The organism is Pedobacter antarcticus (assembly GCF_900103515.1).
Classification (GTDB): Bacteria; Bacteroidota; Bacteroidia; order Sphingobacteriales; family Sphingobacteriaceae; genus Pedobacter; species Pedobacter antarcticus.
Genome location: NZ_FNGZ01000009.1, coordinates 57,325 through 81,908 on the forward strand (window position 1 = coordinate 57,325; position 24,584 = coordinate 81,908).

Consider the following 24,584-nt stretch of genomic DNA (forward strand, 5'->3'; position numbering starts at 1 on the left):
TTACAGTGAGATTACAAATAATCCTGATGCGGACCATCAGGATTATTTGATAGGGCTACCAATAACCCGGTCTGATATGTTCACCGCCAGAACTACTTAAGGTTAATATTTTCTACTCCTTCATCTAAACAGAACTGATATTATACATTTAAAGACTCATTTTAAGTATATGTATCAAGACGATATCATTAGAATTCTAAAATTAGATCTGAATGCCGGCATTCCGAAGTATCAGCAATTGGCTAATGCAATTATGAACGCGACTACCGGTCACATTAACGAAAATGACGCATTACCTTCTATAAATGAATTGAGTGTAAAAACGGGCACATCAAGGCGTACTGTAGAGAGGGCATATATTGCATTGAAAAATAATGGAGCTGTTAAATCTGTCGCTGGTAAAGGATATTTTTTAACAGGGACCTCCCCTATCCGTATGCCAAGAATCATGTTGCTTTTCGACAGAATGACTCTACATAAAAGAATGATATACGATGCTTTTGTTTCGGAAATTCAATCCTTCGGCAATATCGACTTACACCTCTATGATAACAATTTTAACCGTTTTAGGGATCTCCTCAGCACATGGGCAGATTCCTACGATCATTATGTAATTATCCCTTGTTTTGCTGTTGACGAGCACCTAGGATACAAACTAATTAACAACCTGCCTTCAAAAAAGTTGATTCTCGTAGATACGCTTCCAGCATCTATCTCAGGCGAATTCAGTGTCATCTATGAGAACTACGAACAAGATATTTTTAATGCACTGGAAGAACTTATACCTCATCTAATAAAATACCGGTATCTGAAGATCATCTTTTCCAAACATGCGTGTCATTCGAACGAAATACTAATTGGTTTTCTCAGGTTCTGCCATAAAAATGGATTTGAGAGTGAAACGGTTTTCTGTCTTAATACACACGACATTAGAAAAAACTCTGTTTATATCAGCTTGAATGACGATGAACTACCAGTCTTAATAGAGAAAATTAACGAAAAACAACTAACTGCCGGAACAGACATCGGCCTGATTTCCTATCATGACGCACCATATAAAAAATTCATGTGGAATGGTATTACAACTATTTCCAGTGACTTTGTAAGAATGGGAAAAGAAGCAGCTGGATTAATTTTAAATAATTCGAAGGTCCGCATTGAAATACCCTTCCGGGTTATTAAAAGAAACTCATTATAATTTATATTTTTTTCTAATTGTAATACAGATAGTTACTAAAAAACGTACGTAAACGTCTTAAAAAACAATAAATAAATTTTGTAATCCTGATTTATGTTGTACTTTTGCAATCCCAACAACAACGAAGAACTTTACGAAATTCATTGTTGATCTTGTTCGGGGTGTAGCGTAGCCCGGTATCGCGCCTGCTTTGGGAGCAGGAGGTCGTAGGTTCGAATCCTGCCACCCCGACAATTAGACTTAAAAGTCGGCAAAAAACCTTAAATCATCTGATTTAAGGTTTTTTTGTTTTATACCCATCCAATCGGTTCAGACAATTGGGATCCAGGATCGGATCAAGCGAAATTGATTGAAATTGTAGTCAAATAAACAACAACCATGAAAACACCTATTCTAACACTACTGCTTCTATTGAGCGCAACAGTTACTTTCGGTCAGGAAAATAGCACTTACAGAGCATCATTAAAGAAAATGATGCAGGTATCAGGATCAGAGGTTGCTTACAAAGGAGTAATGAATCAAATGATTACCATGTTCAAAGAAAAGCAATCAAATGTTCCCAAAGAATTTTGGGATGAAGTTGCCATAGAAATGAATAAAGATGCACTTAACCAGCTTATTAATTTAGTATTACCAATCTATCAAAAGCATTTAACTGAAGATGACCTAACTGGTGTGATCGCTTTTTATGATACACCTGTGGGTAAAAAATTCGCAGAAAAAACTCCTGTGATTACTCAGGAATCAATGATTGCAGGTCAGGAATGGGGTCTACAGATAGGTCAGCAAGTAATCGATAAACTTAGAAATAAAGGATATTTGAAAGATTAGATCATACCGCTTCCAATTCGGCTTTTGAGCCTGTTTTTTCTTCGAAAAAGATATACCATACCTATTGATACAGCAACAATAATACCTATCCCTATTGACCAAACTAATCGTGTCAACAGATATCTATGATAGGAAACGTAATTACTCAATATATAATTGGTTAATGGTTTTAGCCTTTTATTAGGCTCTACCGGATGCGTACCACTGTCAGTGAAAAACTCATGTTTACCTCGTATTTTCGAATACCAAACTTTCCCAAGCGAATACTTTGTAAGGGTATCTGTCGCATTTATCCGTCTTAAACCATATAACATTTCGAGATTCAAAGGCATTACATCCGCATGTTTAATGCTTTTGTCACATTTAATAGGCTCGTAATGTTCGCCTGTCCAATACATACATTTCTCATCTGATAACGGTTCTCTGATCGAACCCACCCTACTTCCTCCCGATAAAAAGAACCCAGTACCTGCAACCGCAAATAACGTGATACAAAAGATCATCGTTCTTTTAATTGACCTTGACCAGCCACTTTGCTGATCCGGCACCTGCGGTTCGTTAGCACGAGGATCCTCTGTGCCCTCACTTTTACCCTCTGGCTCACCTTCGGTTATCCCGGGTGGCACACCTGTACCTTTACTATCGTCTTTACACCTCCAATTCCGATAAGGCTCGAAGTCTATCAGCCATGCTAAAAGCTTTACAGATTCTTCATCTCTGATATTTGTTCCTTTTTGCAAAAAATTGACTAAAGGCCTGAATTTATCTAATTCAAATCTTTCAATACTCTTTATATGATCATTAAACTTGCTTAAAGGATCAAAAAAGGCCTTCAGCATCTCATCATCACTTTTGGTGTATTTGTCTCTGAAAATCTTAAGACACTCTTTTTTTAATTTCAAGCGAGCTGGACTTTCCAAATTATTGGAAAGTTGTTTTTGCGACTTTTTTAAAAAGTAAGATTCTAGCAACTCTTTCTTATATTCTTCGAACATCAATTGAAAATTGAGACACAAAAATAAGGATCAGTTAAGACTTTTCTTTACGGTAAACCGTAAAGAAAATATAACATAACACAATAAATACAATTGACAAACAGCGTGTTATCTATTTCTAAAGTTTCGTAGTATATGGGCAGAAGAGTTGAAAAGCATTGGTAATGCGACTCCCCTATTTACCAGTGATAGTCACCGAGATTAAATTGATTTAAAACAGTAAAGTGCGGTTTATGTTAATATACCGGACGAAACAATCAATTACATAAAATGAATGATCAGCAACAACTCTTAGTCTCAGAACTTGAAAAACTACTAAACGGAGGTACAGCTCATGTCGGGCTGAGCGATGCAATCGCTGGTCTTCCTAAAAACCTACGCGGTGTTCAGCCGCATAATTTACCATATAGCATATGGCAATTGGTTGAGCACATCAGAATTGCGCAGTGGGATATGCTGCAATTCTCCAAAAATGTGAAGCACCAGTCACCCGATTGGCCTGAGGGGTTCTGGCCAAAAGAGGCTGAACCCGCTGATGAAGAAAGCTGGAACAATTCAGTCACACAAATCAAAAATGATCTGCAAGAGTTTATAAACCTGGTTAAGCGCGAAGATCTATATCAGCAAATTCCAGGTGGTGACGGACAAACCATATTCCGCGAAGCCCTTCAGATAGCAGATCACAATGCTTACCATGTCGCTGAAATTATTATTTTAAGACGCCTAATGAATGCCTGGAAGTAATTGCTCAAAAAGAATTAAATACTTGTTAAACTAATTTTTGAAGGTTCTTTTTGAAAAATTGAATACTTTGTGTGATGCTATCCATAGCGTCACCTGTGCTGAAATTGCCACCCTGTTCCAAATAATAATATTTCATTCCCGACAATTTCACATGCTTCAGAATCGGTTTATAATCAATAGTTCCATTGCCTAATTCGGTATAATCCTGAGTCACGCGATCCATATCTTTTATATGCCACATTTCAAATCTTCCCGGTTGTTTCTCAAAATAGTAAGCAGGATCATGTTTTGAAGCTCTCACTGCCCAATATAAATCAATTTGAAGTTTTACTAAATCAGGGTCTGTCTCTTCCATAATAATATCATAACCAGACCTCCCTCCCAGATCTGCAAAGTCGAAATCATGATTGTGATAAGCCAGTTTTAACCCCGCCTTACTAACGTGTTCGCCAATTAAATTCAATTTCCTGGCTAAAGAAAGAAATTTGTCTAAAGTTCTGTCCTCAGGAGCCAGCCAAGGCCATGTGATATAATTTTGTCCGATTGAAGATGCGCCAGCTATACAGCTATCCACATAATTGAGCATCTCATTTTCAGGACTATTCATATATTTATGTAAGTCGTAATGCCCGCTGGAGGTAGTTAAACCTAAATCGCCCAACAAACGCCTAAAATCAGAGGTGGGCATGTCATAGTAAAAGCGCCCGTTTTCGCCCATTCCATAAGTTTCCAGGTCTTCATATCCCATTTTAGCAACACGCTTCAGCGTTAGTTCAGGGTCTTTCTTCATAGCGTCACGAATGGTAAAAAGCTGTAATCCAAGTTTAAATCTGGACTTCGCTTCCATACTGAATCCAGACAGGGAGTTTGTAAGTAACGCGGCACTGGCTGCAACACTCGAATTTCTAATAAAATTTCTACGGTTCATATTTGGGTTTTAACTAAAATAAGCACTATTCCCGACTCCTAAAAGCAGTGGAAGGAAACTCATTGAACATATTTTTATACAGCTTTGAGAAATATCCTGGTTTTCCAAAGCCGACTTCATAAGCAACTTCACTAATATTCCCAAAATCACCGCTTCCCAGGAGTACTTGCGCCAACAACATTTTCTCTCTCAGAAAGAACTGTTTGGGACTGAACTTAAAAAGTTTCTTAAATATATCGCTGTACTTAGATACCGACATTCCCGCCATTTCTGCCAACAGATCAACTCCAGGAAAGTTCTCCTGCAACTGCTCCATAAGATACGCCTGGGTTTTCATAACCTGTGCAGCATCGACCTCGGTTATTTGTCTGACAATGACCGGCCCTGTTTCTTTCATTTGCTCAATGAGGTGGCCAAAAACTTTAAATGTAACTCCTTTAAGCATCAGTTCGAATGACGGGCTGTCATAGCTGGTATCTTTGAGTTGGTTTAAAGCCAGCCAGGTCGAACTTTTAATGTGACTATAGAGAAACATAGTATTCTTTCGACCGTCAAATGTCCGATCTACCATTAACGCTGACATATTTCCCTGAAAATATGTCTTCAGCAAAGATTTGGATACCAGTAAACGAAACGAATACATTCTTTCCCCTACAGCAGGGATATAAGTGCTTCTTAAAGCTGCATCTACAATTCCTAAACCGAGCTTGGACTGGTAGCCAACCTGATGTCTTGTGCCATTTACCTGATGCAGACTGATATTGTCACTCAGATCAAAATAAACAATACAAAATTCTCCTTTACTGGCAAGTTTTGTAAACTCTATGCTGGTATGAAATGTGAAATCAACGATAAGCACCATTAAACCTGGCATAACTTCCATAAAATAAGAGCATCCCTCTGCCATATCATCTGGTAGACGCATTTGCCTGGAATTTATAATCCGCGCACCGAGCTGGTCTACAAAATCAGCTCTCCATTCCGAATCCATTGACATTTGATGCGAAATTTTTAATACTGGCTGCTCCTCTGCTGATCCCATCATAAAGAATTTACATACACTTTTGGCAACATGCCGAATTGATTTTTAAATAACTCTGTGAAATGAGAGGCAGTAGTGAAACTCAATTTAAAAGCAATCTCAGCAACGGTATATTGCTTGCAAGCCAACAGCTCCTTTCCGAGTTCCAGTTTATTTTGCATAAAAAAAGCGTGCGGTGTAAAGCCGGTTATTTTTTTATAAAGTGTCTTATATTTTGTCTCCGACATTAAAGCATCCGCAGCGAGTTCTGAAATACCAGGAAACGCATCATTCAGATGTTTGACAAGTGTGGCTTGAGAGGCCAAAATTCTAAAGACATCCCCACTCTCTATTTTACCGATTATAATCTCTCTCGACAATAAAAAACTCAGGTAATCACTGAGAAGATAATATACTGTGCTGCTGAGAAACAAATCATAAGTTACACCTCCTGGTGTGAGTTGTCTGAATTCATTGATGATATGCCAGCTATTGCTGCTCATTTGATCATAATGAATTATTGTATTTTGTTGTCCATCAAAAATACGGCTACGCACATCTTCCAGAATCCCCGCCCGCTCCAGATAAACGCTGAGCATCTTTTTCTTTATAAAAATAGAGACGTTATATGATTTACTACCAGCTTTTATAAGATAGTCAAGATCAAGTTGGGAGTCAACTATAGCCAGATTGTAATCCCATCTGCCTACCGAACGGCTGATATCGTCTATAATATGAACGGACTCACCCTCGGTCAGATTAAAAAAAATACCGGCAAAATCGTTTTCTGTATTTCTGAGTTTGAACAGTACATCCTGATGGTAGGTCGCATCTGCCAGTAAAACTGTGATATCTTCATTAATGGATAGTGTATAACGCGTTCCGGTATGAATTTCCGGCACCAATGTAAAGTTCCCATCAACTGTACCACCCATTGCCCCTGCCATCTCTGTTATCCAAGCAGTTTCAACACCAAAACGATGGGTGACAGTTTTTATCATTAGTCTTTATCTGTTATTTAAAAATAAGATTTGATCCCCAGCACATTTAGAGCGAAAGTACCTTTGTAAGGTAAGATAAACAACAAATACTTATTCTTTACCTAAAAAAATAAAATGAAAAATAAGAACAGAATTGTTATCAGCTATCTTTTACTAAGCTGTGTATGGATTATAAGCAGTGACCAGCTGATTTATATATTTACACCCAACCTTACTCCGGATGGGAGAACAATAATTCACACGATGAAGGGATTTATCTTTATTCTGTCAAACGCTCTGTTTTTGAATTATGTGCTTGGTATTTACAACAAACGAAAAAAGAAAAGTCATTTGTCGCTTATAAGCTGTCTGGAAGATAATAAAGAAAAGCAGAGTAGAATAAGTAAGCAAGATAACCTGTTACGAGAAATGGCCTGGGTAAACGTACATGCTATTCGCAAACCTGTCGCTTCGATACTAAGTTTATCAGAGCTGACTAATACGACATCCGATCCAATAGAAAAGGGCGAATACTATCTGATGATCTCTGATTGTATCAAGGAACTGGACATCGTAGTTTGCCAGACAGCAAAAAAATTAAATCAATTTACCCAGTCGGAACGCAATGGCAAATAATAAGCTTCTACCAGGACATGTAGAAATGTGTAAGCTTATCGACACGACATTATTAATAATCTACATAGAATCCGGAGCAGATATAACTTATACCGGAACTATAGGTCTTAGTGATCATGAGGTTCCCGAAAAATATAACTTTCACTGCAGAAGCACCAATGATTCTGAGAAAACTATCCGGGACGTAATGAAAAAACACCCACGCCTCCAAAGGGGCGAAGATTTCGGTTTAGCAAAAGACAGGGTCTATTTATATATTTCAGCGTAGCTTTTCTATACTATCCCTGCCGGTGGTATTCCGTTTACCATTGGAATGGAAATACCCTGCGACCCGTTTTGTCCAGTTAACCTGTTGTTTCGAAACATAACAATAGTCAACAATAAAAAAAACACACCTGACAACAGATCACAGGGTAACCCCCACCCAGAATATGATTAGCAGGCTTCCCCTAACCCTCCTCTAAATACACCTAATGGCAGGTCTAAAGAAATAACAATGCAAAACCTATGATAGTAAAAATGGTCCCTGCAATTTTATACTTTTTGCTCAAACCTAAATTTACTCTTTTAAAATGGCGCATCCCGAGAAAATTAGTATTGAACATGATCTATCTTAAATAAGATGATAATTGCTTATTATCCGAATCTGAATTCTTATTTGTTTTTCCTTATACTTGTATTATTAGAATCTCTTTATAAAATACTGACTCCAAACAAAGGTCATGACCTTTGAATTTGCCCGGACTAATTGTACGGGCATAAATTCTTTATGTCAAATTTTATAAGATAATATGAAAACTAATATACAGACTATAGCTGTCCTTGGCGGCGGCGGAAGAACAGGTCAATATCTCATTCAGCAACTCCTTAACAAGGGACTTAAGCTTAGAGTTTTATTAAGGAACCCAGAAAATTTTCAATTCGAGAACCCTTTGATTGAAATCATTAAAGGTGATGCAGCCGATCTACATACCATTCGAAATTTATTAACAGACTGCAATGCCGTTATCAGTACAATCGGGCAGCGTCCGGGCGAACAATTAATAGCCAGGCAGGCGACGGAAAACATTTTGAAAGTTATGTCTGCCGACGAAATCAAACGCTATATCCTGGTTGCGGGGATCAATATAGACACCCCTTCAGACCAAAAAGGACAAAGTACGCTAATCGCAACAAACTGGATGAAAGAGAATTATCCGGAAATTCAGACAGACAGACAAAATGCTTATACGCTGCTCACCCAAAGCCAGGCAGACTGGACCATGGTCAGGGTACCAATGATTGAATTTAGTGGGCAAAAAACTGAAATTGCGGTAGACCTGGCAGATTGTCCCGGTCAGCAAATTACGGCAGGCAATATCGCATCATTTCTGATCGCGCAGTTGTCAGACACGCGATTCTATCATAAATCACCTTTTATTTCTAATATTTAACTATAATCCTGAGCCTTTCAGGCTCAGGATTACCTAATTACCTTCGGAAGCCGAATCAATTTCCTTCTGCTCGTGCAAATCAATCAATTTCAGCAGGGTATCAATGGTTGTTTCGAAGTTCTTAACTCCGACAACTTTTTTATACTCGTCGTGTAACTGGTAAGTTTCCTCCTTCAGCAAACCGAATAAGGACTTCCCCTGGTCAGTAAGATAAATCATAATTGACCTCGCATCTGTCTCACTTTTAACAGTATAAGTAAGTCCAAGACTTTCGAGCTCTTTAATAATTTTACTTACACCCTGCTTGGTAACCTTAATCAGCTGGACCAAATCATGGTTGGAAATCCCATTTTCACCAATATTCATGAAATACGGTAAATGCGTTACATTGAAGTCAGATGAACTGACTTTCGATAAATTATTAGACACCCATTTATCGGTTAGTCTTTTAAGAATATACATTATTCTGAAAATTACCCGCGCATTGGCATCCTGTTTTTCCATGCTGTAAAAATAGGACTTTTTTAAGTATACCTCATTGTCATATAATTGTATTTTTCTAATCGCCCTTGATATTTTTAGTAAACTTAGTTGACTTTAATAGTCAACTAAGTTTACTTTTGCTGCTATAATTAATCTCATGGAAACAGTAGAAAAAAAACAATCGTCAGCTAAAAAGACGTTAAAAATAGGTTTGGCAGGGTTGGTCTCCATTGTCGTCTGTTATTTTGTATTCAACAAAGTAAATCATGCTTTAAATCACGAAAACACAGATAATGCACAGATCGAAACAAATTCGGTTCCAGTCTTAAGCCGTATACCAGGGTACATCAGCAAGTTTTCATTATTGGATTATCAGGTTGTCAAAGAAGGTGATACAATAGCAATAATTGATGATCATGAATATACCCTGGCTGTTCAACAAGCTGAAGCCGACCTTTTAGGCGCAAAAGCAGACCTGAGCAGTGCCCAATCCCAGCTGCCAACCATCGGTTCTAATAAACAGGTAGCTTCGGCCGGAATTAGTGTCGAAGAAGTAGCAGTACAAAAGGCAAAAAGAGACGTTGCCCGTGATGAGGCTTTATTTAAAGAGGGTTCCATTACGCAGCGGCAATTTGAGAACAGCCAATCTGCCTACGAAACTGCACAAAAAATGCTGATTTCGAGCCGTAGCCGACTCACACAGGCGAGTACACAAACCGGTACAGCTGAAGCACAGATAGCAAAGGCTAAAGCTAATATTGCAGCTAAAGAGACTGCCCTGCAAAGCGCAAGACTTAACCTGTCTTATACCAGAATTATTGCGCCATCTACTGGAAAAGTTGGTAAAACCAATTTAAGAAAGGGGCAGTACGTTCAAGGAGGACAGCAACTTTTCAGTTTGGTCAGCAATGAAAAATACTGGGTGGTGGCCAATTTTAAAGAAACTCAGATCGAACATATGAAAGTGGGACAGCCCGTGAACATCAAAGTAGATGGTTATCCAAACCATACGATCTCCGGAAAAATATCTGGTTTTAGCGATGCTACCGGAGCAAAATTCTCACTCCTTCCCCCTGATAATTCGACCGGAAACTTTGTAAAAGTAACACAGCGGGTTCCTGTGATTATTGATATCGACGATCTAGCGTCACTTCAGACTATTTTAAAAGCTGGTTTAAGCGTAGAAGCAGATGTTAAAATTCATTAATCAGGATGAGAATGGCCGCCGAAAGAAATAAATTTATTAAGATCATTATCATCATTACCACAATTACTGCGGCGATTATGGAACTGATCGATATGTCCATTATCAACGTCGCATTAAATAATATTAGCGGCACTTTAGGCGCAACGCTGGAAGATGCATCCTGGGTTGTTACGTCCTATGCTATCGCCAACGTAATCATTATCCCGCTGACCGGTTTTTTGAGTCGATATTTTGGGAGAAAAAACTATTACCTGACTTCTATTATCATTTTCACTATCGCTTCTTATATGTGTGGAGCCTCAACCTCGTTATGGATGCTTGTTTTCTGGCGTTTTGTCCAGGGTATAGGCGGCGGAGCATTGCTTTCGGTATCGCAGGGTATTTTATTCGACCAGTTTAAACCTGAAGAAAAAGGTATTGCCGGTGGTATTTTTGGAATGGGGATCGTAATCGGGCCAACCATCGGACCGATATTAGGTGGGTATATTATAGACAACTATCATTGGGCACTGATCTTTGATATTAATATTCCAATCGGAATTGTTGCAGCGCTGTTGACCTGGAAATTTATAGACCGGAAAGAGGATGAGTATAACATCGACAGGAAGGCTATCTCAATAGATTACATGGGTATTCTATCTCTGGCTATTGGAATAGGCGCCCTGCAATATATTCTGGAAAAAGGACAATCCGAAGATTGGTTCCAAACCGAACACATTAGATACCTGACCGCACTGGCAGTAGTGAGTCTTGCATTTTTTATCTGGTGGGAATTACACACCAAAACGCCGGCCATTAACCTCAGGGTACTTAAAAACCGAAATCTCGTTGGGAGTAATGTACTAACTTTCGTATGCGGGTTTGGCTTGTTTGGTTCGGTCTACCTGTTTCCTGTTATGGTACAGCGGGTAATGGGTTATACCCCTACCGAATCCGGGCTGGCGATGGTTCCGGGAGCGCTGGTTACTATTTTCGCCATGCCTTTTATCGGAACGGCCCTGGGAAAAGGTGTTAAACCTATTTATTTTGTCATCCTTGGATTTACCCTTTTTATACTCCACGGCTATACCAGCTCAATGGCCTCCCCCGATACCAGTAAAGGATGGTTCGCCATGACACAAATATTTAGAGGCGTCGGTACAGGTTGCCTGACCGTCCCTTTACTCAGTCAGGCCGTGGTAGGCCTAAAAGTGCAGGACATGGCTTATGGAATCTCGCTGAATAATATGTTCCGTCAGCTGGGAGGTGCATTTGGCATCGCAATTATGAACACATACGCAACCAATCGATTCGCAACACACCGGTCGGATCTGGTTTCCAATCTACAGGAAAACAACCCATTACTAACCGAGCGAATTGAAGGAATCAGCCAAGGATTAATAGCAAAAGGTATTAACCCGATGGCTGCACGACAGGCTGCCCATGGAGTTCTGGATCACACCCTATCCAATCAGGCACAAATGCAGGCTTATCTGGATGGATTCCTGCTGATCTCCATATTTTTTGTATGCACAATCCCTTTTATGCTGCTTCTGAAAAATCAGACCATGGATGCTGAGACCAGGGCAAAAATTGCTGCAGAAGCACATTAATCAAATATCAATCACATGAAACGTCTATTTTTACTATTATTTATATGCTCCCCATCCCTTTACGCACAACAAAAAACGGGTGAGCTTTCTGAATTAATCAATGAGTCTTTTTCTTACTTCCCTCAATTCCGGGAAATGGAACAAGGGATTGATATTGAGCAGCAGAAAATCGGGCTGGCAAAAGCCTCCGGACTACCGGTCTTAGGGGTAAATGGCAGCTATAATTATATTAACCCTGTCTCTGAGATCTCCATCCCCGGCGGACAGTCACCCAATTTTCAGATTATGCCTAAAAACAACTACAAAGCGGCAGTAAATGGAAGTTACACACTGCTGGATTTTGGTGTAGTGAAAGCAAAGGTTGACCGGGCCAAAGCGGCTCTCCAGTCAGCGAAAAACGATCTGGATTACAATAAGAATCAGATGGCGGCACAAGTTGCTAACATTTATTATCAGATCGCTTATCTTAAATCGGCGATTGAAATTCAAAATAGTGTAATTTCTTTTCTAGAGACCAACCGTAAGGATACTGAAATCAAATATAAAAACGGAGATGCTTTAAAGTATGATGTCTTGTCGATACAATCCAGCATTGATCAGGAAAATAACCGGAAAATTGATCTTCAGAATACCTTAAACAAGCAATACATCTTAATGGAATATGCAACTGGAAAAAAGGTTGAAGTAAATGTCCGCGGTTTTCTGCTTCCTGGTGTAGAAATCACAGCCGATGCAGCCCGTGCTCTGGAAAACGCAAGGCAATACAATCCGGAATATAAATTACTGAATTCTAAAATTAAAGAAGCGGAAATGGAAGTTGCCATCAGCAAAACCGGGGGTAAACCATCCCTGACTTTAAATGCGGGAACTGGTTATTCAAATGGTTACGCACCAGATATTGACCAATTTAGATATAATTATACTGCAGGTGCTACGCTGTCGATACCTATTTACCGGGGTGGTCAGATAAAAAAACAGAGCCGTATTTCACAAAGTCAGTTAGAACAGGCCAAGATGGGGGTGCAGACTTTAAACAATTCTTTCGATAAAAACATACGACAAACACTTACAGACATTGCAAGTAACCGCTCAAGCCTGGTGAATGCCTTAGGCCAGATAGATCAGGCGAAGGAAGCTCAAAAACTAGCACAAAGCCGTTATAAAAACGGCATTGGTACCAATCTGGAGTTAATTAACGCCAGCACAAATGTACAAAGGGCTGAGTTGACCAGGTTACAATATGAATATCAGCTCTGCACCGCTCAGATTGAAATGGCCAGATTAACTGGTATTACCTATTGGTAATAAAACAAAAAAGGTGAAAAAGTTCTGCGGGTCGTCACCGCAGAACTTCAATGCAAAGATGTGTTTAGCCCGGTCAGAGATATCTGATTTGAAGGTCGTCAGGTGGAATGGTGAAATTTTCCGCGATATTCGCAGATACCTAACCTAAATTGAATGGCCAGCCTATTAAAAGACCTCTATTCCCCTGTTTTCTATCAGCGTATCGCAAATGTATTCGAGCAGACCATCCCTGAATTCGACTCAGATCTTTTTATCAAAATGATCTATAGCCCCGATTTCGAGGTTAAGGAACTGAAAGAAAGAATGCGCCATACTACGGTAACCTTACATCACTTTCTGCCCGCAGCTTATCCAGAGGCCACACCGATGATCAAGGAAGCAATTGAGCTATTCAGGAAAAATGGTATTCAGGAGGACGGATTACCTTTTATTTTCCTTGCTGATTATATAGAAGTTTACGGAAAAGAAGATTATGAAACCTCAGTTGATGCACTAGAATTTATTACTCAATTTGTAAGTTGTGAATTTGCGGTACGGCCATTCTTACTAATTTATGGTAAAAAAATGATCAGTCAGATGCTGGTCTGGTCAACCCATAAAAACTACAAGGTCAGACGCCTTGCAAGTGAGGGCAGCAGACCCCGACTGCCCTGGGCAATGGCCGTTCCAATACTAAAAAAAGAACCCGCATTAATTCTCCCTATTCTTGAAAATCTAAAATCGGATCCCGCTGAATGGGTCAGACGGAGTGTAGCGAATAGTCTTAATGATATTGCAAAAGATCATCCGGGAGAGGTACTGAAAATCGCTGCGCGCTGGACCGGATTAAGTAAAGAAACAGATGCTATCATCAAACATGGCAGCAGAACTCTACTGAAACAAGGACATCCTGAAATATTAATCCATTATGGTCTGACTGCAAAGGACATGGAATTCAACTCCTTTAAAATCATTAATCCTGAAGTCAGGATAGGTGAAAGTCTGGAATTTACGTTTTCAATAAGCAACAGGCACAAGGCGAGCCAGACAGTCCGGTTGGAATATGCTATCTATTACAAGCTAAAAAATGGACAGCTCTCCAGAAAGGTATACAAGATCAGTGAAAAGAATTACCTCTCTAATCAAACTGCCCAGATTAGGAGAAAACAGAAATTCATTCTGATAACCACCAGAAATTTCAATGCAGGTACGCATCATATAGCGGTTATAATTAATGGCCAGGAGCAAATCAAAGTTGCCTTTGAATTAGCTGAATAGAGAGGGCTAAAGATTTCTTCTCAAAACCTCCAGCGCCTGCTGTATTTCAGATTCGTTGAGAGAAGCAAATCCCATTCTCAACGCATTTGGACTGAACACATCATTTCTGTAAAATGATCCGTCTAGAATATGTAATCCCTGTTTTGATGCATTTTCGGACAGCTGTGCTAAATTAACTTTGTCATCAAATACCGCCCAAACCGCGAGCCCTCCTTCGGGAACCTTGAATGCGATAACATCGCTGAAATTTGATTGCAGGATTTCACAAAATAAATTTCTGCGCTTTTCGTAAATCTTCAATGATTTACGAAAATGCCGCTCCATTTCCCCATTTTCAAATAAAGAAGCAAAGGCCTCTTCAAGCAGAGAGTCTCCTTGTCTGTCGATCAGCTGCCTCAACGATGAAGCCGCCTCGACAAAGGCAGACGGCCCGATCATAAATCCTATCCGCAAAGCCGGAGCAAAGGTTTTTGTAATAGAGCCGATATAAATAACATTATGATTATGATCAATACTTGCCAGCGGGACGTACGGCTTGTTATTATAGTGAAAGTCAAAATCGTAGTCGTCCTCAATAATCGCAAAACGATATTCTCTGGCAAGCTTGAGTAACTTTAACCGCCTTTCCATACTCATGGTTACAGTTGTCGGAAAATGATGATGCGGAATAATATATACAGCTTTAATTTTCTTATGCTCCAGCATCTGCTCGAGGTGATCAACATCCATTCCCCTGTCATCTATAGGAATTCTTAGGAGATTAGCACCTGAGTATTTAAAAATTTCGTCTGCCGAGGCATAATTTGAAACACCCACGGCGATATTATCTGATGATTGAAGTAAAAGTTGTGCTGACAAATAAATTCCCATCTGACTGCCTTTTGTGATCAGTATATTTTCCGGACTAACTACCAAACCTCTGGTGTTAACAAGATAAAAGGCCAGGGCCGTCCGAAGATGTTCAGAACCTTTAGAGTCGCCGTATTTTAAAAAGTTTTTCCCGTAAAATCTTTTTGATATACTCCTGTATTCACGCATTAACTGATCTACCGGAGTCAAACGTACATCTGGAAAACCATCGTCGATGGTCAGTATCAATTTTTGATAACTTTCGCTTCTGTTTGTATTCTGAAAATGATTAGTCCACAGGAATGATTCTTTCGGTTCAGAGTCCCCTGTAACAGGAATGGATTCGATTTCAGGAAGAACAGGTAGGCTGGAAAACACAAATATACCTTTACGGTCAACTGATTCTGCCCAGCCCTGACTAATTAGCTCTTCATAGGCCAATTTAACTGTCTTCCTGTTTACACTAATTAAGTCCGCGAGTACACGGGAACTTGGGAGTATGCCTGTTGGTTGCAGTGTACCATTCGTAATCAGTGTTATAAAATTATTACATATTTGAATAAGCGCTATGGCAGAATTCCGTTTGAGCTGTATTAATGATTTATATGGTAACATACTAACTATACTTTTCTCATTCACAATATAACTTATATAACAAGGTTCTCATTGCAAAATCAGAAACAAAAAAAGCCGTCTCAATTCTGAAACAGCTTCCCTCCCAATATCAATAGAATACATTCCTACTTCGGCATTAGCTGTGTAGCTATTCCGATCCTATTCCAGGCATTTATAGTGATTATGGCAAGGATAACCTGAGCCAAATAACATTCCCCCAATAGGTCCAGGACATTCTGGTAAGTTTTGTCTTTAACATGATTACTTATCAAAGTAACTTCCTCTGTTAAAGCTAGAATTGCACGTTCTTCGTCAGTAAAAAAGGGGGTATCACGCCAGGCATTTGGGCTATAAATACGTTGTTCCGTTTCTCCTGAATTACGTGCATCCCTGGTATGCATATCAATACAAAAAGCACATCCATTCACCTGCGACGCTCTGATTTTTATTAAATCTTTGTGAATTCTGGTTAAGGGGGTACTTTCAATAAATTTCTCCAGACCCAGAATTGCTTTGTAACCAGCTTGTTCTACCTGGTCAATTTTAATACGTGTTTCCATTTTAAATGAATCTTCCATAAATATGTTTTTTTGCGATACAAAACTACCTGTATTCTAACTGCCTTTACTACCCCAGTTTAACCATACTCTATGGTCCAGACCTCCCAGTATTCTCCTCAAAGATTTATTTGTCTATTTTTTTAGACTAAATTCACAAATAATTTGTTTGTCTAAATTTATAGACTTAAGATTGCATAAAGATTTCTAACCTTAAAATCAACCTTTATGATCAAATCCAGTATTATCGCAATTTTAAGCTGCTTCGTATTCATCTCAGCTTCCGCACAGCAAAACGTAAAAACTACACAAGACCAAAGTCAGGCAGAGGAAAACACGAAACATAAAGCCCCGTTTGGGGAATCCAAGATCAAATGTTATTACGAATTTACCCGGCCTTCTACAACCTCCTCTTCCCGCCGCGATACGCTGGTTTTGGAAACCGGAGCGGAAAAGTCCAGGTTTTATGATCCCTCCAGACAGTACAGAGATTCCATGGTTCGTGCAAGTATGAATATTCCTGATCCGGAAACTATAAAATCCATCTCAGTCTTTAAAAGCGAAAATGGAAAGGATCTATCCACTATGCAGGGTACAGTGAGTTCCAGGACAGATGAAGGCGAAAGTTATCAGATATTCAAAGACCTGAATACCGGTAAAATTAAAGTTGTAGACTATACTGCTGTTAATGGTAAATCTTTCGAATATGAAGACCAGGCAGGCCCGATGGACTGGAAAATACAGCAAGTACCAGATACTATCATCAATTCGTATAGCTGTAAACAAGCCAGGTTAAACTTTCGCGGAAGGGAATATACCGCATGGTTTAGCCCTGAGGTTCCAATAAATGATGGACCGTGGAAATTTATGGGTTTGCCTGGCTTGATTGTCAAGGTGGAAGACAGTCACCAGCTATTCAGTTTCTCGCTGGTTGGTCTTGAACAAACTAAAATGCCACTTCCGATTCACATTCCTGCCGGCAGCATAAAATGTAGCAGAGCCGACTTCGAAAAAATGAAGATAAAGCAGGCACCCGGTATGCAGGTTAATTTCAGTTTCGGTAATCTGATCCTCGCAGAATTTCCAGGCGAGACCAACTATATCCCTATGGAGCTGAAATAATGAGGTATTTATGTTTTTTTCTTCTCCTTTTTCAATGGCAGCAGACTAAAAGTCAAACTATATGGAGCGGTTCCATTATTGCTGCACCCGATATGAAGGGCGTTGCCGGAATCCAGATAACTGTTAGAACTAAAACTGCTGATTCTATTCTTACCTATTCACGTACTGAAACTTCGGGTGCATATCGGGTTCAGTTTACATCTGCTGCTGATACATTAGGAATTTTCATAAGTGGAATCGGTATGGAAAATAAGGTGATTTATCTGGCTAACCATAGTCAAAAGGTCAATATCACACTAAGCCCAAATGCCATCCAGTTAAAGGAGTTAAAAGTTAAGCCTCCAAGAATAAGCCGGATAAAAGATACATTAAACTATTTGGTAGACGAATTTACGGATCAGAATGACCGCACAATTGGAGACGTACTCAAAAAAATGCCCGGTATTGAAGTGAAAGAAAACGGGAGTATCCTGTATAACAATAAGCCAATCAATAAATTCTATATCGAACAGAAAGACCTGTTACAAGGACGGTATGGAATTGCAACAAATAATATTACTGCCGCAGATGTGGCTACGGTACAGGTAATGGAAAATCATCAGCCCGTAAAAGCACTTACAAATAGCGAATTTACCAATGAAGCTGCCATAAACATAAAATTAAAGGATGCTGCAAAAGGGGTCGTAGTGGCCAATGCCCAGTTAGGGATTGGTATAAAACCATTTTTATGGGACAATGAATTATTTGGAATGTTTTTCAAATCAGGGAGGCAGATGATAAATACCTATAAGGGAAATAATACCGGTCAGGACCCAGGAGCTGAATTTAGACATTTATATACTGGAAACCAGAATCAGCAGGATTTGAAACTGAGCATACAGGAACCTGGAGATCCTCCGGTTAATCAAAATAGATATCTGTTCAATCGAGCTCATGCAATTTCGGTAAATAATCTATGGGCATTTGAAAATGATAAACAACTTAATCTGAATTTAAACTATCTGAAGGATGTACAACAGCGGAACAGCTTAGCAAACAACGGTTATTATCTGACACAGGAACAACTACTGGAAATTAGTGAAAAGCTCAGCTCTACCAGACGCATCAATCAGTTTGAAGGTGCACTAAAGTACAATATCAACAGTAAAAAGTATTACCTGAACCAGGAACTTAGTTTTCTGGGAAACTGGGGAACTTCCAAGGGCATTGCAGTGCAACGTGATAGCGTTAATCAAGATCTGAGTCAACCAAATTATGTATTAGAAAACAGATTCGATCTCGTAAAACAGTATGGTACGGGTTTATTTAAGTTGTCCTCGGTTACAAGACTTGAACGTTCGACACAGGAACTAATTGTATCCCCGGTGAGTTTTCCGCTTCTGTCAGCTCATTCGGGTTCGGGTATATGGAATCAGGATTTAACTGATCAGCAGTGGAGTACGAAGAATAAAATGAGCTTCGGATGGAACCAAAATAAATTCAAACATAATTACACTGCCGGTATCGAATTGAAGGAGCGCCTTATTTATTCAGATTTGCAGGAAAATAACCGGAGCTTCGTTTCGGGCGATTCTTTAAAAAACCAGTTGAAGTGGAACGCAGCTGAAGTATATTTCAATCCGGATTTCATCTTTCTGACTGGCAAGTTCAGGTTCAATTTCAGCGTCCCGGTAAAGATAGCCAGCCTGCAGATACGGGAAAAATACAATCATCTGGACCAGGTTAAAAACCGGCTCTTTATTAACCCTTCAATTTATCTAAATTATGAGGTCAACCCTATGATGAATTTAAATCTCAATCTATATCGGAAAAGCACTCTGGGCGAAGCAGATCAGATTATTCCCGGAATTATTATGCAAAATTATCGCATGCTGATGCGCAGTAGCAGCCAACTGCAAGAGATTGAATTGAAAGGAATTTCGGCAGGCTGGAACTATAACAACCCTGTAAAATCTCTTTTCATAAACATCAGTAATACTGCAAACTGGAAAATGAGTAACTTAATTTACAGTTATGCCTTTAACGGCGGGTTTCAGGTACTGACCGCTTATATGCTGCCAAACCAAAGTTTCGCCAACCGGCTTTCCACGCGGATAAGCAAAGGCATAGATGCAATTAAAGGCACTTTTACAATGGAAGCGGGTTATAGTGCGGATAAGGGTGAACAAATAAGCCAGGAGGAATTCTATAAGTCCATTTACGAGACCATTACTTTCAAACCCGCTTTTTCAACCCGTTTTCGACCCTGGATTAGTGTGGCAGGAAGTCTCTTACTTAGTAGCAGCAGCAATAAAGTTTATGGAATACCAGATATATTCAAACCAGTGCGCATGCAATTACAATCCTCACGGCTGAATTTCTTTCCATCTAAAAAACTAACAATTTACGTTTCACATGAGAGATATTACGTTCAAAATATCTATACAGGAAGCAAAACAGTACATTTCGCTAACACGGGAATGCAGTACCGGTTTAAATCTATTGACTTCAATATGGACTACACTAATTTATTTAATACAAAAGACTATGTAACGGCAAACTATGATGCTATCGGTTACCGTATAGTTGGTTACCTATTAAGGCCGGCGCAGCTTATGCTAAAGGTCAAATTTAATCTGCGCGGCAAAACCCGCAACAATGAATAATCAAAATCATTTGATCGTCTATAAAATTAGTCCTAACTTTAAAATATGAAGAAATCTCCCACACCGGTACAATTGACCAAAGCTGAAGAGCAGATCATGCAAGCGCTGTGGACGCTTAAGCAGGCTACTGTTCAGGATATTTTGGAAGTGCTGGAAGCACCAAAACCTGCCAGAACAACTGTATCCACAGTACTAACTATTCTGGAAAACAAAGGTTTTGTCAGTCATACAACAGCCGGTCGTGTAAATACTTACCTGCCTTTAATTAAAAAGGAACAGTATTCCAGATCTATGCTTTCGGGATTGCTACATAACTATTTCAACGGCTCTTTCGCAACAATGGCTTCATTTTTTGCCAAAGACAACAATTATTCAATAGAGGAATTGGATCAAATGATTGAACAGACACGGAAAGAATTAACAGAAGAACAAAAAAAATAAGATATGGAAGAAATTGCTTTATATCTCTTTAAATCAGGCATATACCTGTCTTTGTGTTATGGTATTTATTATATCTTCCTGAAAAACGAGACCTTTTTTAAATTCAACAGATACTTTCTCCTTGCAGGAATCTTCCTTTCTATTATCATTCCTTTATTCAACTTCACTTATACAGTACAGGTGACTGATCCAATATTTAACGAAAATTCAGTTCTTAATCCAGCGAAAACAACGCCTGCTATACTTAGTTACCTGCAGTTCGGACTGCTAGTTTATTTTGTGGTAACTTTTGGCTTTATATTTAATTACCTGCTGTCATTGAGAAAGGCAAGACAATTGGTTTCCCAGCATTATTTCGAGGTTGTAGATCGCTGTAAAATCATCTATACTAATCAGTTTAACACTTCATTCTCTATATTTAACTATATTTTTCTGGATACTGATATCGCTAGTTCTGTGGTAGAACGACGCCTGATCCTGGAACATGAAAAGGCACATGTAATTCAGAAACACTGGATAGATATGCAAATCGCACAGTTGGTAAGAATTTTCCAATGGTTTAATCCAATTGCATGGCTGTACTTGAAAGCGGTGAGACAAAATCATGAGTATCTGGCAGACCAGACGGTACTGCAAGCCGGAAATTCAGGAGCAACCTACCGCGCCACGCTATTAAACCATAGCCTGCAAAGCCGGGTATTCAATTTCAGTAGTTCTTTTGCCGGCGACAATCCATTCAGCAGAATTGATATGATGAAAAAACGGACATCTCGAGAAACAAAGAAGTGGAGTATATTATTATTGGTTCCCTGTTTCTCTTTGATCTTTTTTGCATTTGCAACACCAGATTACCAGACGTCCAAAAATAAGGTAAACCCGGGGACGGCGGTTAAAGCAAAGGCCCACCTTCCGATTTATGTGGTGAACGGTGTAGAGACGAGCTCCATTGAAAATTTGGACACCAACGAAATCAAATCTATAAATGTCTTTAAAGGCGAATCTGCAATCGCCCGCTTTGGCGAAAAAGGCAAATATGGGGTAATTGTCGTTACCTTAAAAACGAAGCCATAAAAAAAACCGGAGATGCATCCACAGTCGCCGGTTTTTCATTAACTATTATTACCTAAACATACTATCAGCGATTAGTGCTGACGGTAAAACGAGGTCAATAATAACCAGTATATTTTTGGTAATCAAGACCCTCCAGGCATCATCTAAACATCTGAAACTGCAAAAACGTTTTTAAAAAATAACAAAGCCTATTCTTTTTTTAAATAAATGCCGAATTTTCAGATTCCATACTGAAATAGACTGACTTACAGCGGTAATAAATTCATCGGACTTAAAATTTAATTTTGATTTATTCTTTTTTTTCTGTTCATTTATGATATCAAATTAATATCATTATGTATCAGGAAAAAATTATCACTCCCCCTTCGGGCTATTTGACTCTTGTCCTTTTTCTAGCGTTATTAGGCGGCAGTTTTTATGGCTTTGCTACAGAAAATTTTGTGGCAGCCGGCATCGTTATGCTCATCAATCTGTTCCTGGTTCTTCCAGGGCTGATTATTAACAATCCAAATGAGGCTAAAGTCCTAACTTTATTTGGTAAATATGTTGGTACGGTTAAAACTGACGGTTTCTTCTGGGTGAATCCATTGACCACAAAAAAGAAGGTCTCATTAAAAGCAAGGAACCTAAACGGGCACCAGATTAAAGTGAATGACAAACTTGGTAATCCAATTGAGATTGCTGCTGTTGTCGTATGGCAGATTAAAGAAACAGCAATGGCCATGTTCGCGGTTGAGGACTATTTGCAATATGTGACTATCCAAAGTGAGGCCGCAGTACGCCATCTGGCAAATATTTTTCCATACGATAACTTTGAAGACGAAGAAGCTACGATCACACTGAAAGACGGAGCCGAAAAAGTAAGCTCCCTTTTAGAGGGTGAACTAAGTGAGCGTCTCTCCAGAGCAGGTATTGAGGTAATCGAAGCGCGTATTTCACATTTAGCATATGCACAGGAAATTGCAAGCGCAATGTTACAACGCCAACAAGCAACGGCTGTAATTGCAGCCAGAAAATTAATCGTGGAAGGAGCTGTTGGTATGGTAGAAATGGCTTTGGAACGTTTGTCTGCTAAAAATATCGTAGAATTGGATGAGGAACGCAAGGCCGCAATGGTCAGCAATCTTCTTGTGGTACTATGCGGAGACAGAAATGTTCAGCCAGTTGTAAACACAGGCACGTTATATAGTTAAGCATGAGTGCTCAGGATAAAAAGGCATTTGTACTGCGGATTAATCCGCAGCTACTCACAGAGCTGGAACACTGGGCCCAGGATGAATTTCGCAGTACCAATGGTCAGATAGAATTCTTACTGCACCAGGCTGTTCAAGCCAGCAAAAGGAAGAAACTTCCCAAAACAAGCAAAAAAGATCTCGATGGGCAAATTTAAAATTATTAGATTTGCCCATAACCAAATTTAATATAAACAGATGAGAGAAGTAGTTATTGTATCGGCAGTCAGGACACCTATAGGAAGTTTCACAGGTTCATTATCTTCCTTTTCTGCAACCCAGCTTGGTGGATTCGCTATTCAGGCAGCAGTAGAAAGGGCCGGAATTCGACCGGAAGATGTACAAGAGGTCTATATGGGTAATGTTCTTTCTGCAAATTTAGGTCAGGCACCCGCCACTCAGGCAGCTAAATTTGCAGGTCTCCCCGATGTTCCCGCAACCACAATCAACAAGGTTTGTGCTTCAGGCACTAAAGCTATTATGCTCGCTGCCCAAAGTATAGCATCAGGTGCAAATGACATTGTAATTGCTGGTGGCATGGAAAGTATGAGTAACGTTCCCTACTATCTGGAAAAAGCCAGAACAGGTTACAGGCTTGGACACGGCCAGTTGACAGATGGATTGATGAAGGATGGTCTCTGGGATGTTTATAATGACTACCATATGGGTTCTGCCGCAGAATTATGCGCAGATAACTGCAATATAAGCCGTGAAGATCAGGATGCTTTTGCAATCAGTTCTTATCAGCGCGCACAAGCGGCGCAGGCTGCCGGAAAATTCAAGAATGAAATTGTTCCCGTAATCATAACTGACAAAAAAGGTAAACAAACCATTATTGATACAGACGAGGAGCCTCAAATGGTCCAGTTTGACAAAATACCGGGTTTAAAACCAGTTTTCAAAAAGGAAGGTACAGTTACGGCTGCCAATGCGTCTACGTTAAATGATGGTGCAGCAGCGCTGGTTTTAATGAGTGCTGAAAAAGCACTGGCAATGGGGTTAAAACCATTGGCACGTATACTGGGTTTCGCTGATGCACAACAAGCGCCAGAATGGTTTACCACTGCCCCGGCAAAGGCTATTCCACTGGCATTAGAAAAAGCTGGAAAAACTATTAGTGATGTAGATTTCTTTGAAATAAACGAGGCATTCTCTGTCGTTTCTCTGGCAAATAATCAAAAACTAAATATCGAATCCTCTCAGGTAAATATTAACGGTGGTGCAGTTGCCTTAGGACATCCGCTAGGTGCATCCGGAGCAAGAATCGTTGTGACGCTACTGACAGTCCTGGCACAAAACAACGGTAAAATAGGTGCGGCAGGGATATGTAATGGCGGCGGTGGTGCAAGCGCACTAGTAATCGAAGCTGTATAAAGCTCGTTTGAAAAAAGATATTTATACAAGTGGAAAAACCCAAATCCGGGAACTATCGAACGGGCCCG

General features: G+C 39.6%; 24 protein-coding genes and 1 tRNA gene. 18 read left to right on the forward strand and 7 right to left on the reverse strand.

Going from position 1 to position 24,584, the window contains the following annotated elements; all coding sequences use genetic code 11:
• Window positions 1-169 precede the first annotated feature (169 nt).
• The 3 genes from BLR53_RS15885 to BLR53_RS15895 all read left to right on the forward strand — a co-directional run bounded on the left by BLR53_RS15885 (window position 170) and on the right by BLR53_RS15895 (window position 2,029).
• Window positions 170-1,198 carry a GntR family transcriptional regulator gene (locus BLR53_RS15885; RefSeq protein ID WP_074591128.1) on the forward strand — a complete coding sequence of 343 codons (1,029 nt, stop codon included), beginning with the start codon at window positions 170-172 and terminating at the stop codon, window positions 1,196-1,198.
• A 157-nt stretch (window positions 1,199-1,355) separates the two neighbouring features.
• A tRNA-Pro gene (locus BLR53_RS15890) sits at window positions 1,356-1,429 on the forward strand.
• 147 nt (window positions 1,430-1,576) lie between these two features.
• On the forward strand, window positions 1,577-2,029 hold the full coding sequence (locus BLR53_RS15895) for a DUF2059 domain-containing protein (RefSeq protein ID WP_074591131.1): 453 nt from the start codon (window positions 1,577-1,579) through the stop codon (window positions 2,027-2,029).
• On the opposite strand, the gene BLR53_RS15900 is transcribed toward BLR53_RS15895, so the two are convergent.
• Window positions 2,026-2,931 (reverse strand): hypothetical protein, encoded by a 906-nt coding sequence (locus BLR53_RS15900; protein ID WP_143007894.1) that lies wholly within the window; start codon window positions 2,929-2,931, stop codon window positions 2,026-2,028. The genes BLR53_RS15895 and BLR53_RS15900 overlap by 4 nt on opposite strands.
• Before the next feature lie 363 nt (window positions 2,932-3,294).
• Here BLR53_RS15900 and BLR53_RS15905 point away from each other — a divergent pair, with 363 nt between their 5' ends.
• Complete coding sequence (locus BLR53_RS15905) at window positions 3,295-3,768, forward strand: DinB family protein (protein WP_074591135.1); 474 nt, start codon at window positions 3,295-3,297, stop codon at window positions 3,766-3,768.
• Between the two features lie 25 nt (window positions 3,769-3,793).
• On the opposite strand, the gene BLR53_RS15910 is transcribed toward BLR53_RS15905, so the two are convergent.
• The 3 genes from BLR53_RS15910 to BLR53_RS15920 are packed head-to-tail and all read right to left on the reverse strand — an operon-like array spanning window position 3,794 to window position 6,718.
• Window positions 3,794-4,696: a sugar phosphate isomerase/epimerase family protein gene (locus tag BLR53_RS15910; protein ID WP_074591137.1), complete on the reverse strand. Its 903-nt coding sequence runs from the start codon at window positions 4,694-4,696 to the stop codon at window positions 3,794-3,796.
• A gap of 25 nt (window positions 4,697-4,721) precedes the next feature.
• Window positions 4,722-5,741, reverse strand: a complete 1,020-nt coding sequence (locus BLR53_RS15915; RefSeq protein WP_083332108.1) for a helix-turn-helix domain-containing protein — start codon at window positions 5,739-5,741, stop codon at window positions 4,722-4,724.
• On the reverse strand, window positions 5,738-6,718 hold the full coding sequence (locus tag BLR53_RS15920; RefSeq protein ID WP_074591141.1) for a helix-turn-helix domain-containing protein: 981 nt from the start codon (window positions 6,716-6,718) through the stop codon (window positions 5,738-5,740). The genes BLR53_RS15915 and BLR53_RS15920 overlap by 4 nt, the downstream gene beginning before the upstream one ends.
• Before the next feature lie 114 nt (window positions 6,719-6,832).
• Between BLR53_RS15920 and BLR53_RS15925 the strand changes: the two genes are divergently transcribed.
• From BLR53_RS15925 to BLR53_RS15935, 3 genes are all read left to right on the forward strand, one after another.
• The gene (locus BLR53_RS15925) at window positions 6,833-7,333 is read left to right on the forward strand and encodes a hypothetical protein (RefSeq protein WP_037438362.1); all 501 of its coding nucleotides are present in this window, start codon (window positions 6,833-6,835) and stop codon (window positions 7,331-7,333) included.
• The gene (locus BLR53_RS15930; RefSeq protein WP_074591144.1) at window positions 7,323-7,601 is read left to right on the forward strand and encodes a hypothetical protein; all 279 of its coding nucleotides are present in this window, start codon (window positions 7,323-7,325) and stop codon (window positions 7,599-7,601) included. Before BLR53_RS15925 ends, BLR53_RS15930 begins: the two co-directional genes overlap by 11 nt.
• Window positions 7,602-8,124: 523 nt before the next feature.
• Window positions 8,125-8,766, forward strand: coding sequence for an NAD(P)-dependent oxidoreductase (locus BLR53_RS15935; protein ID WP_074591146.1), 642 nt, complete (start codon window positions 8,125-8,127; stop codon window positions 8,764-8,766).
• Between the two features lie 33 nt (window positions 8,767-8,799).
• Here the strand turns inward: BLR53_RS15935 and BLR53_RS15940 are convergent, their stop codons facing one another.
• A complete protein-coding gene (locus tag BLR53_RS15940; RefSeq protein ID WP_074591148.1) occupies window positions 8,800-9,270 on the reverse strand; it encodes a MarR family winged helix-turn-helix transcriptional regulator in 471 nt (156 codons plus the stop codon).
• Window positions 9,271-9,406: 136 nt separating this feature from the next.
• Between BLR53_RS15940 and BLR53_RS15945 the strand changes: the two genes are divergently transcribed.
• The 4 genes from BLR53_RS15945 to BLR53_RS15960 all read left to right on the forward strand — a co-directional run bounded on the left by BLR53_RS15945 (window position 9,407) and on the right by BLR53_RS15960 (window position 14,610).
• Window positions 9,407-10,456 (forward strand): HlyD family secretion protein, encoded by a 1,050-nt coding sequence (locus BLR53_RS15945; protein WP_037438366.1) that lies wholly within the window; start codon window positions 9,407-9,409, stop codon window positions 10,454-10,456.
• A gap of 11 nt (window positions 10,457-10,467) precedes the next feature.
• Complete coding sequence (locus BLR53_RS15950) at window positions 10,468-12,048, forward strand: DHA2 family efflux MFS transporter permease subunit (protein ID WP_074591232.1); 1,581 nt, start codon at window positions 10,468-10,470, stop codon at window positions 12,046-12,048.
• 15 nt (window positions 12,049-12,063) lie between these two features.
• Window positions 12,064-13,353 carry a TolC family protein gene (locus tag BLR53_RS15955; protein ID WP_074591150.1) on the forward strand — a complete coding sequence of 430 codons (1,290 nt, stop codon included), beginning with the start codon at window positions 12,064-12,066 and terminating at the stop codon, window positions 13,351-13,353.
• 153 nt (window positions 13,354-13,506) lie between these two features.
• The gene (locus BLR53_RS15960) at window positions 13,507-14,610 is read left to right on the forward strand and encodes a DNA alkylation repair protein (protein ID WP_074591152.1); all 1,104 of its coding nucleotides are present in this window, start codon (window positions 13,507-13,509) and stop codon (window positions 14,608-14,610) included.
• A 6-nt stretch (window positions 14,611-14,616) separates the two neighbouring features.
• Here the strand turns inward: BLR53_RS15960 and pdxR are convergent, their stop codons facing one another.
• Both pdxR and BLR53_RS15970 read right to left on the reverse strand, forming a co-directional pair.
• Window positions 14,617-16,074 carry a MocR-like pyridoxine biosynthesis transcription factor PdxR gene (gene pdxR / locus BLR53_RS15965; RefSeq protein ID WP_074591154.1) on the reverse strand — a complete coding sequence of 486 codons (1,458 nt, stop codon included), beginning with the start codon at window positions 16,072-16,074 and terminating at the stop codon, window positions 14,617-14,619.
• 125 nt (window positions 16,075-16,199) lie between these two features.
• Window positions 16,200-16,652 (reverse strand): carboxymuconolactone decarboxylase family protein, encoded by a 453-nt coding sequence (locus tag BLR53_RS15970; RefSeq protein ID WP_425312225.1) that lies wholly within the window; start codon window positions 16,650-16,652, stop codon window positions 16,200-16,202.
• A 207-nt stretch (window positions 16,653-16,859) separates the two neighbouring features.
• Between BLR53_RS15970 and BLR53_RS15975 the strand changes: the two genes are divergently transcribed.
• From BLR53_RS15975 to BLR53_RS16005, 7 genes are all read left to right on the forward strand, one after another.
• Window positions 16,860-17,753, forward strand: coding sequence for a GLPGLI family protein (locus tag BLR53_RS15975; RefSeq protein WP_074591156.1), 894 nt, complete (start codon window positions 16,860-16,862; stop codon window positions 17,751-17,753).
• On the forward strand, window positions 17,753-20,398 hold the full coding sequence (locus BLR53_RS15980) for a hypothetical protein (protein WP_074591158.1): 2,646 nt from the start codon (window positions 17,753-17,755) through the stop codon (window positions 20,396-20,398). The genes BLR53_RS15975 and BLR53_RS15980 overlap by 1 nt, the downstream gene beginning before the upstream one ends.
• A gap of 45 nt (window positions 20,399-20,443) precedes the next feature.
• The gene (locus BLR53_RS15985; RefSeq protein ID WP_074591160.1) at window positions 20,444-20,839 is read left to right on the forward strand and encodes a BlaI/MecI/CopY family transcriptional regulator; all 396 of its coding nucleotides are present in this window, start codon (window positions 20,444-20,446) and stop codon (window positions 20,837-20,839) included.
• Between the two features lie 3 nt (window positions 20,840-20,842).
• On the forward strand, window positions 20,843-21,910 hold the full coding sequence (locus BLR53_RS15990; protein ID WP_074591162.1) for a M56 family metallopeptidase: 1,068 nt from the start codon (window positions 20,843-20,845) through the stop codon (window positions 21,908-21,910).
• A 335-nt stretch (window positions 21,911-22,245) separates the two neighbouring features.
• Complete coding sequence (locus BLR53_RS15995; RefSeq protein WP_037438373.1) at window positions 22,246-23,103, forward strand: SPFH domain-containing protein; 858 nt, start codon at window positions 22,246-22,248, stop codon at window positions 23,101-23,103.
• A 2-nt stretch (window positions 23,104-23,105) separates the two neighbouring features.
• Complete coding sequence (locus tag BLR53_RS16000) at window positions 23,106-23,300, forward strand: type II toxin-antitoxin system antitoxin (protein WP_037438374.1); 195 nt, start codon at window positions 23,106-23,108, stop codon at window positions 23,298-23,300.
• A 40-nt stretch (window positions 23,301-23,340) separates the two neighbouring features.
• A complete protein-coding gene (locus BLR53_RS16005) occupies window positions 23,341-24,516 on the forward strand; it encodes an acetyl-CoA C-acyltransferase (RefSeq protein ID WP_074591165.1) in 1,176 nt (391 codons plus the stop codon).
• The last annotated feature ends 68 nt before the right edge of the window (window positions 24,517-24,584 follow it).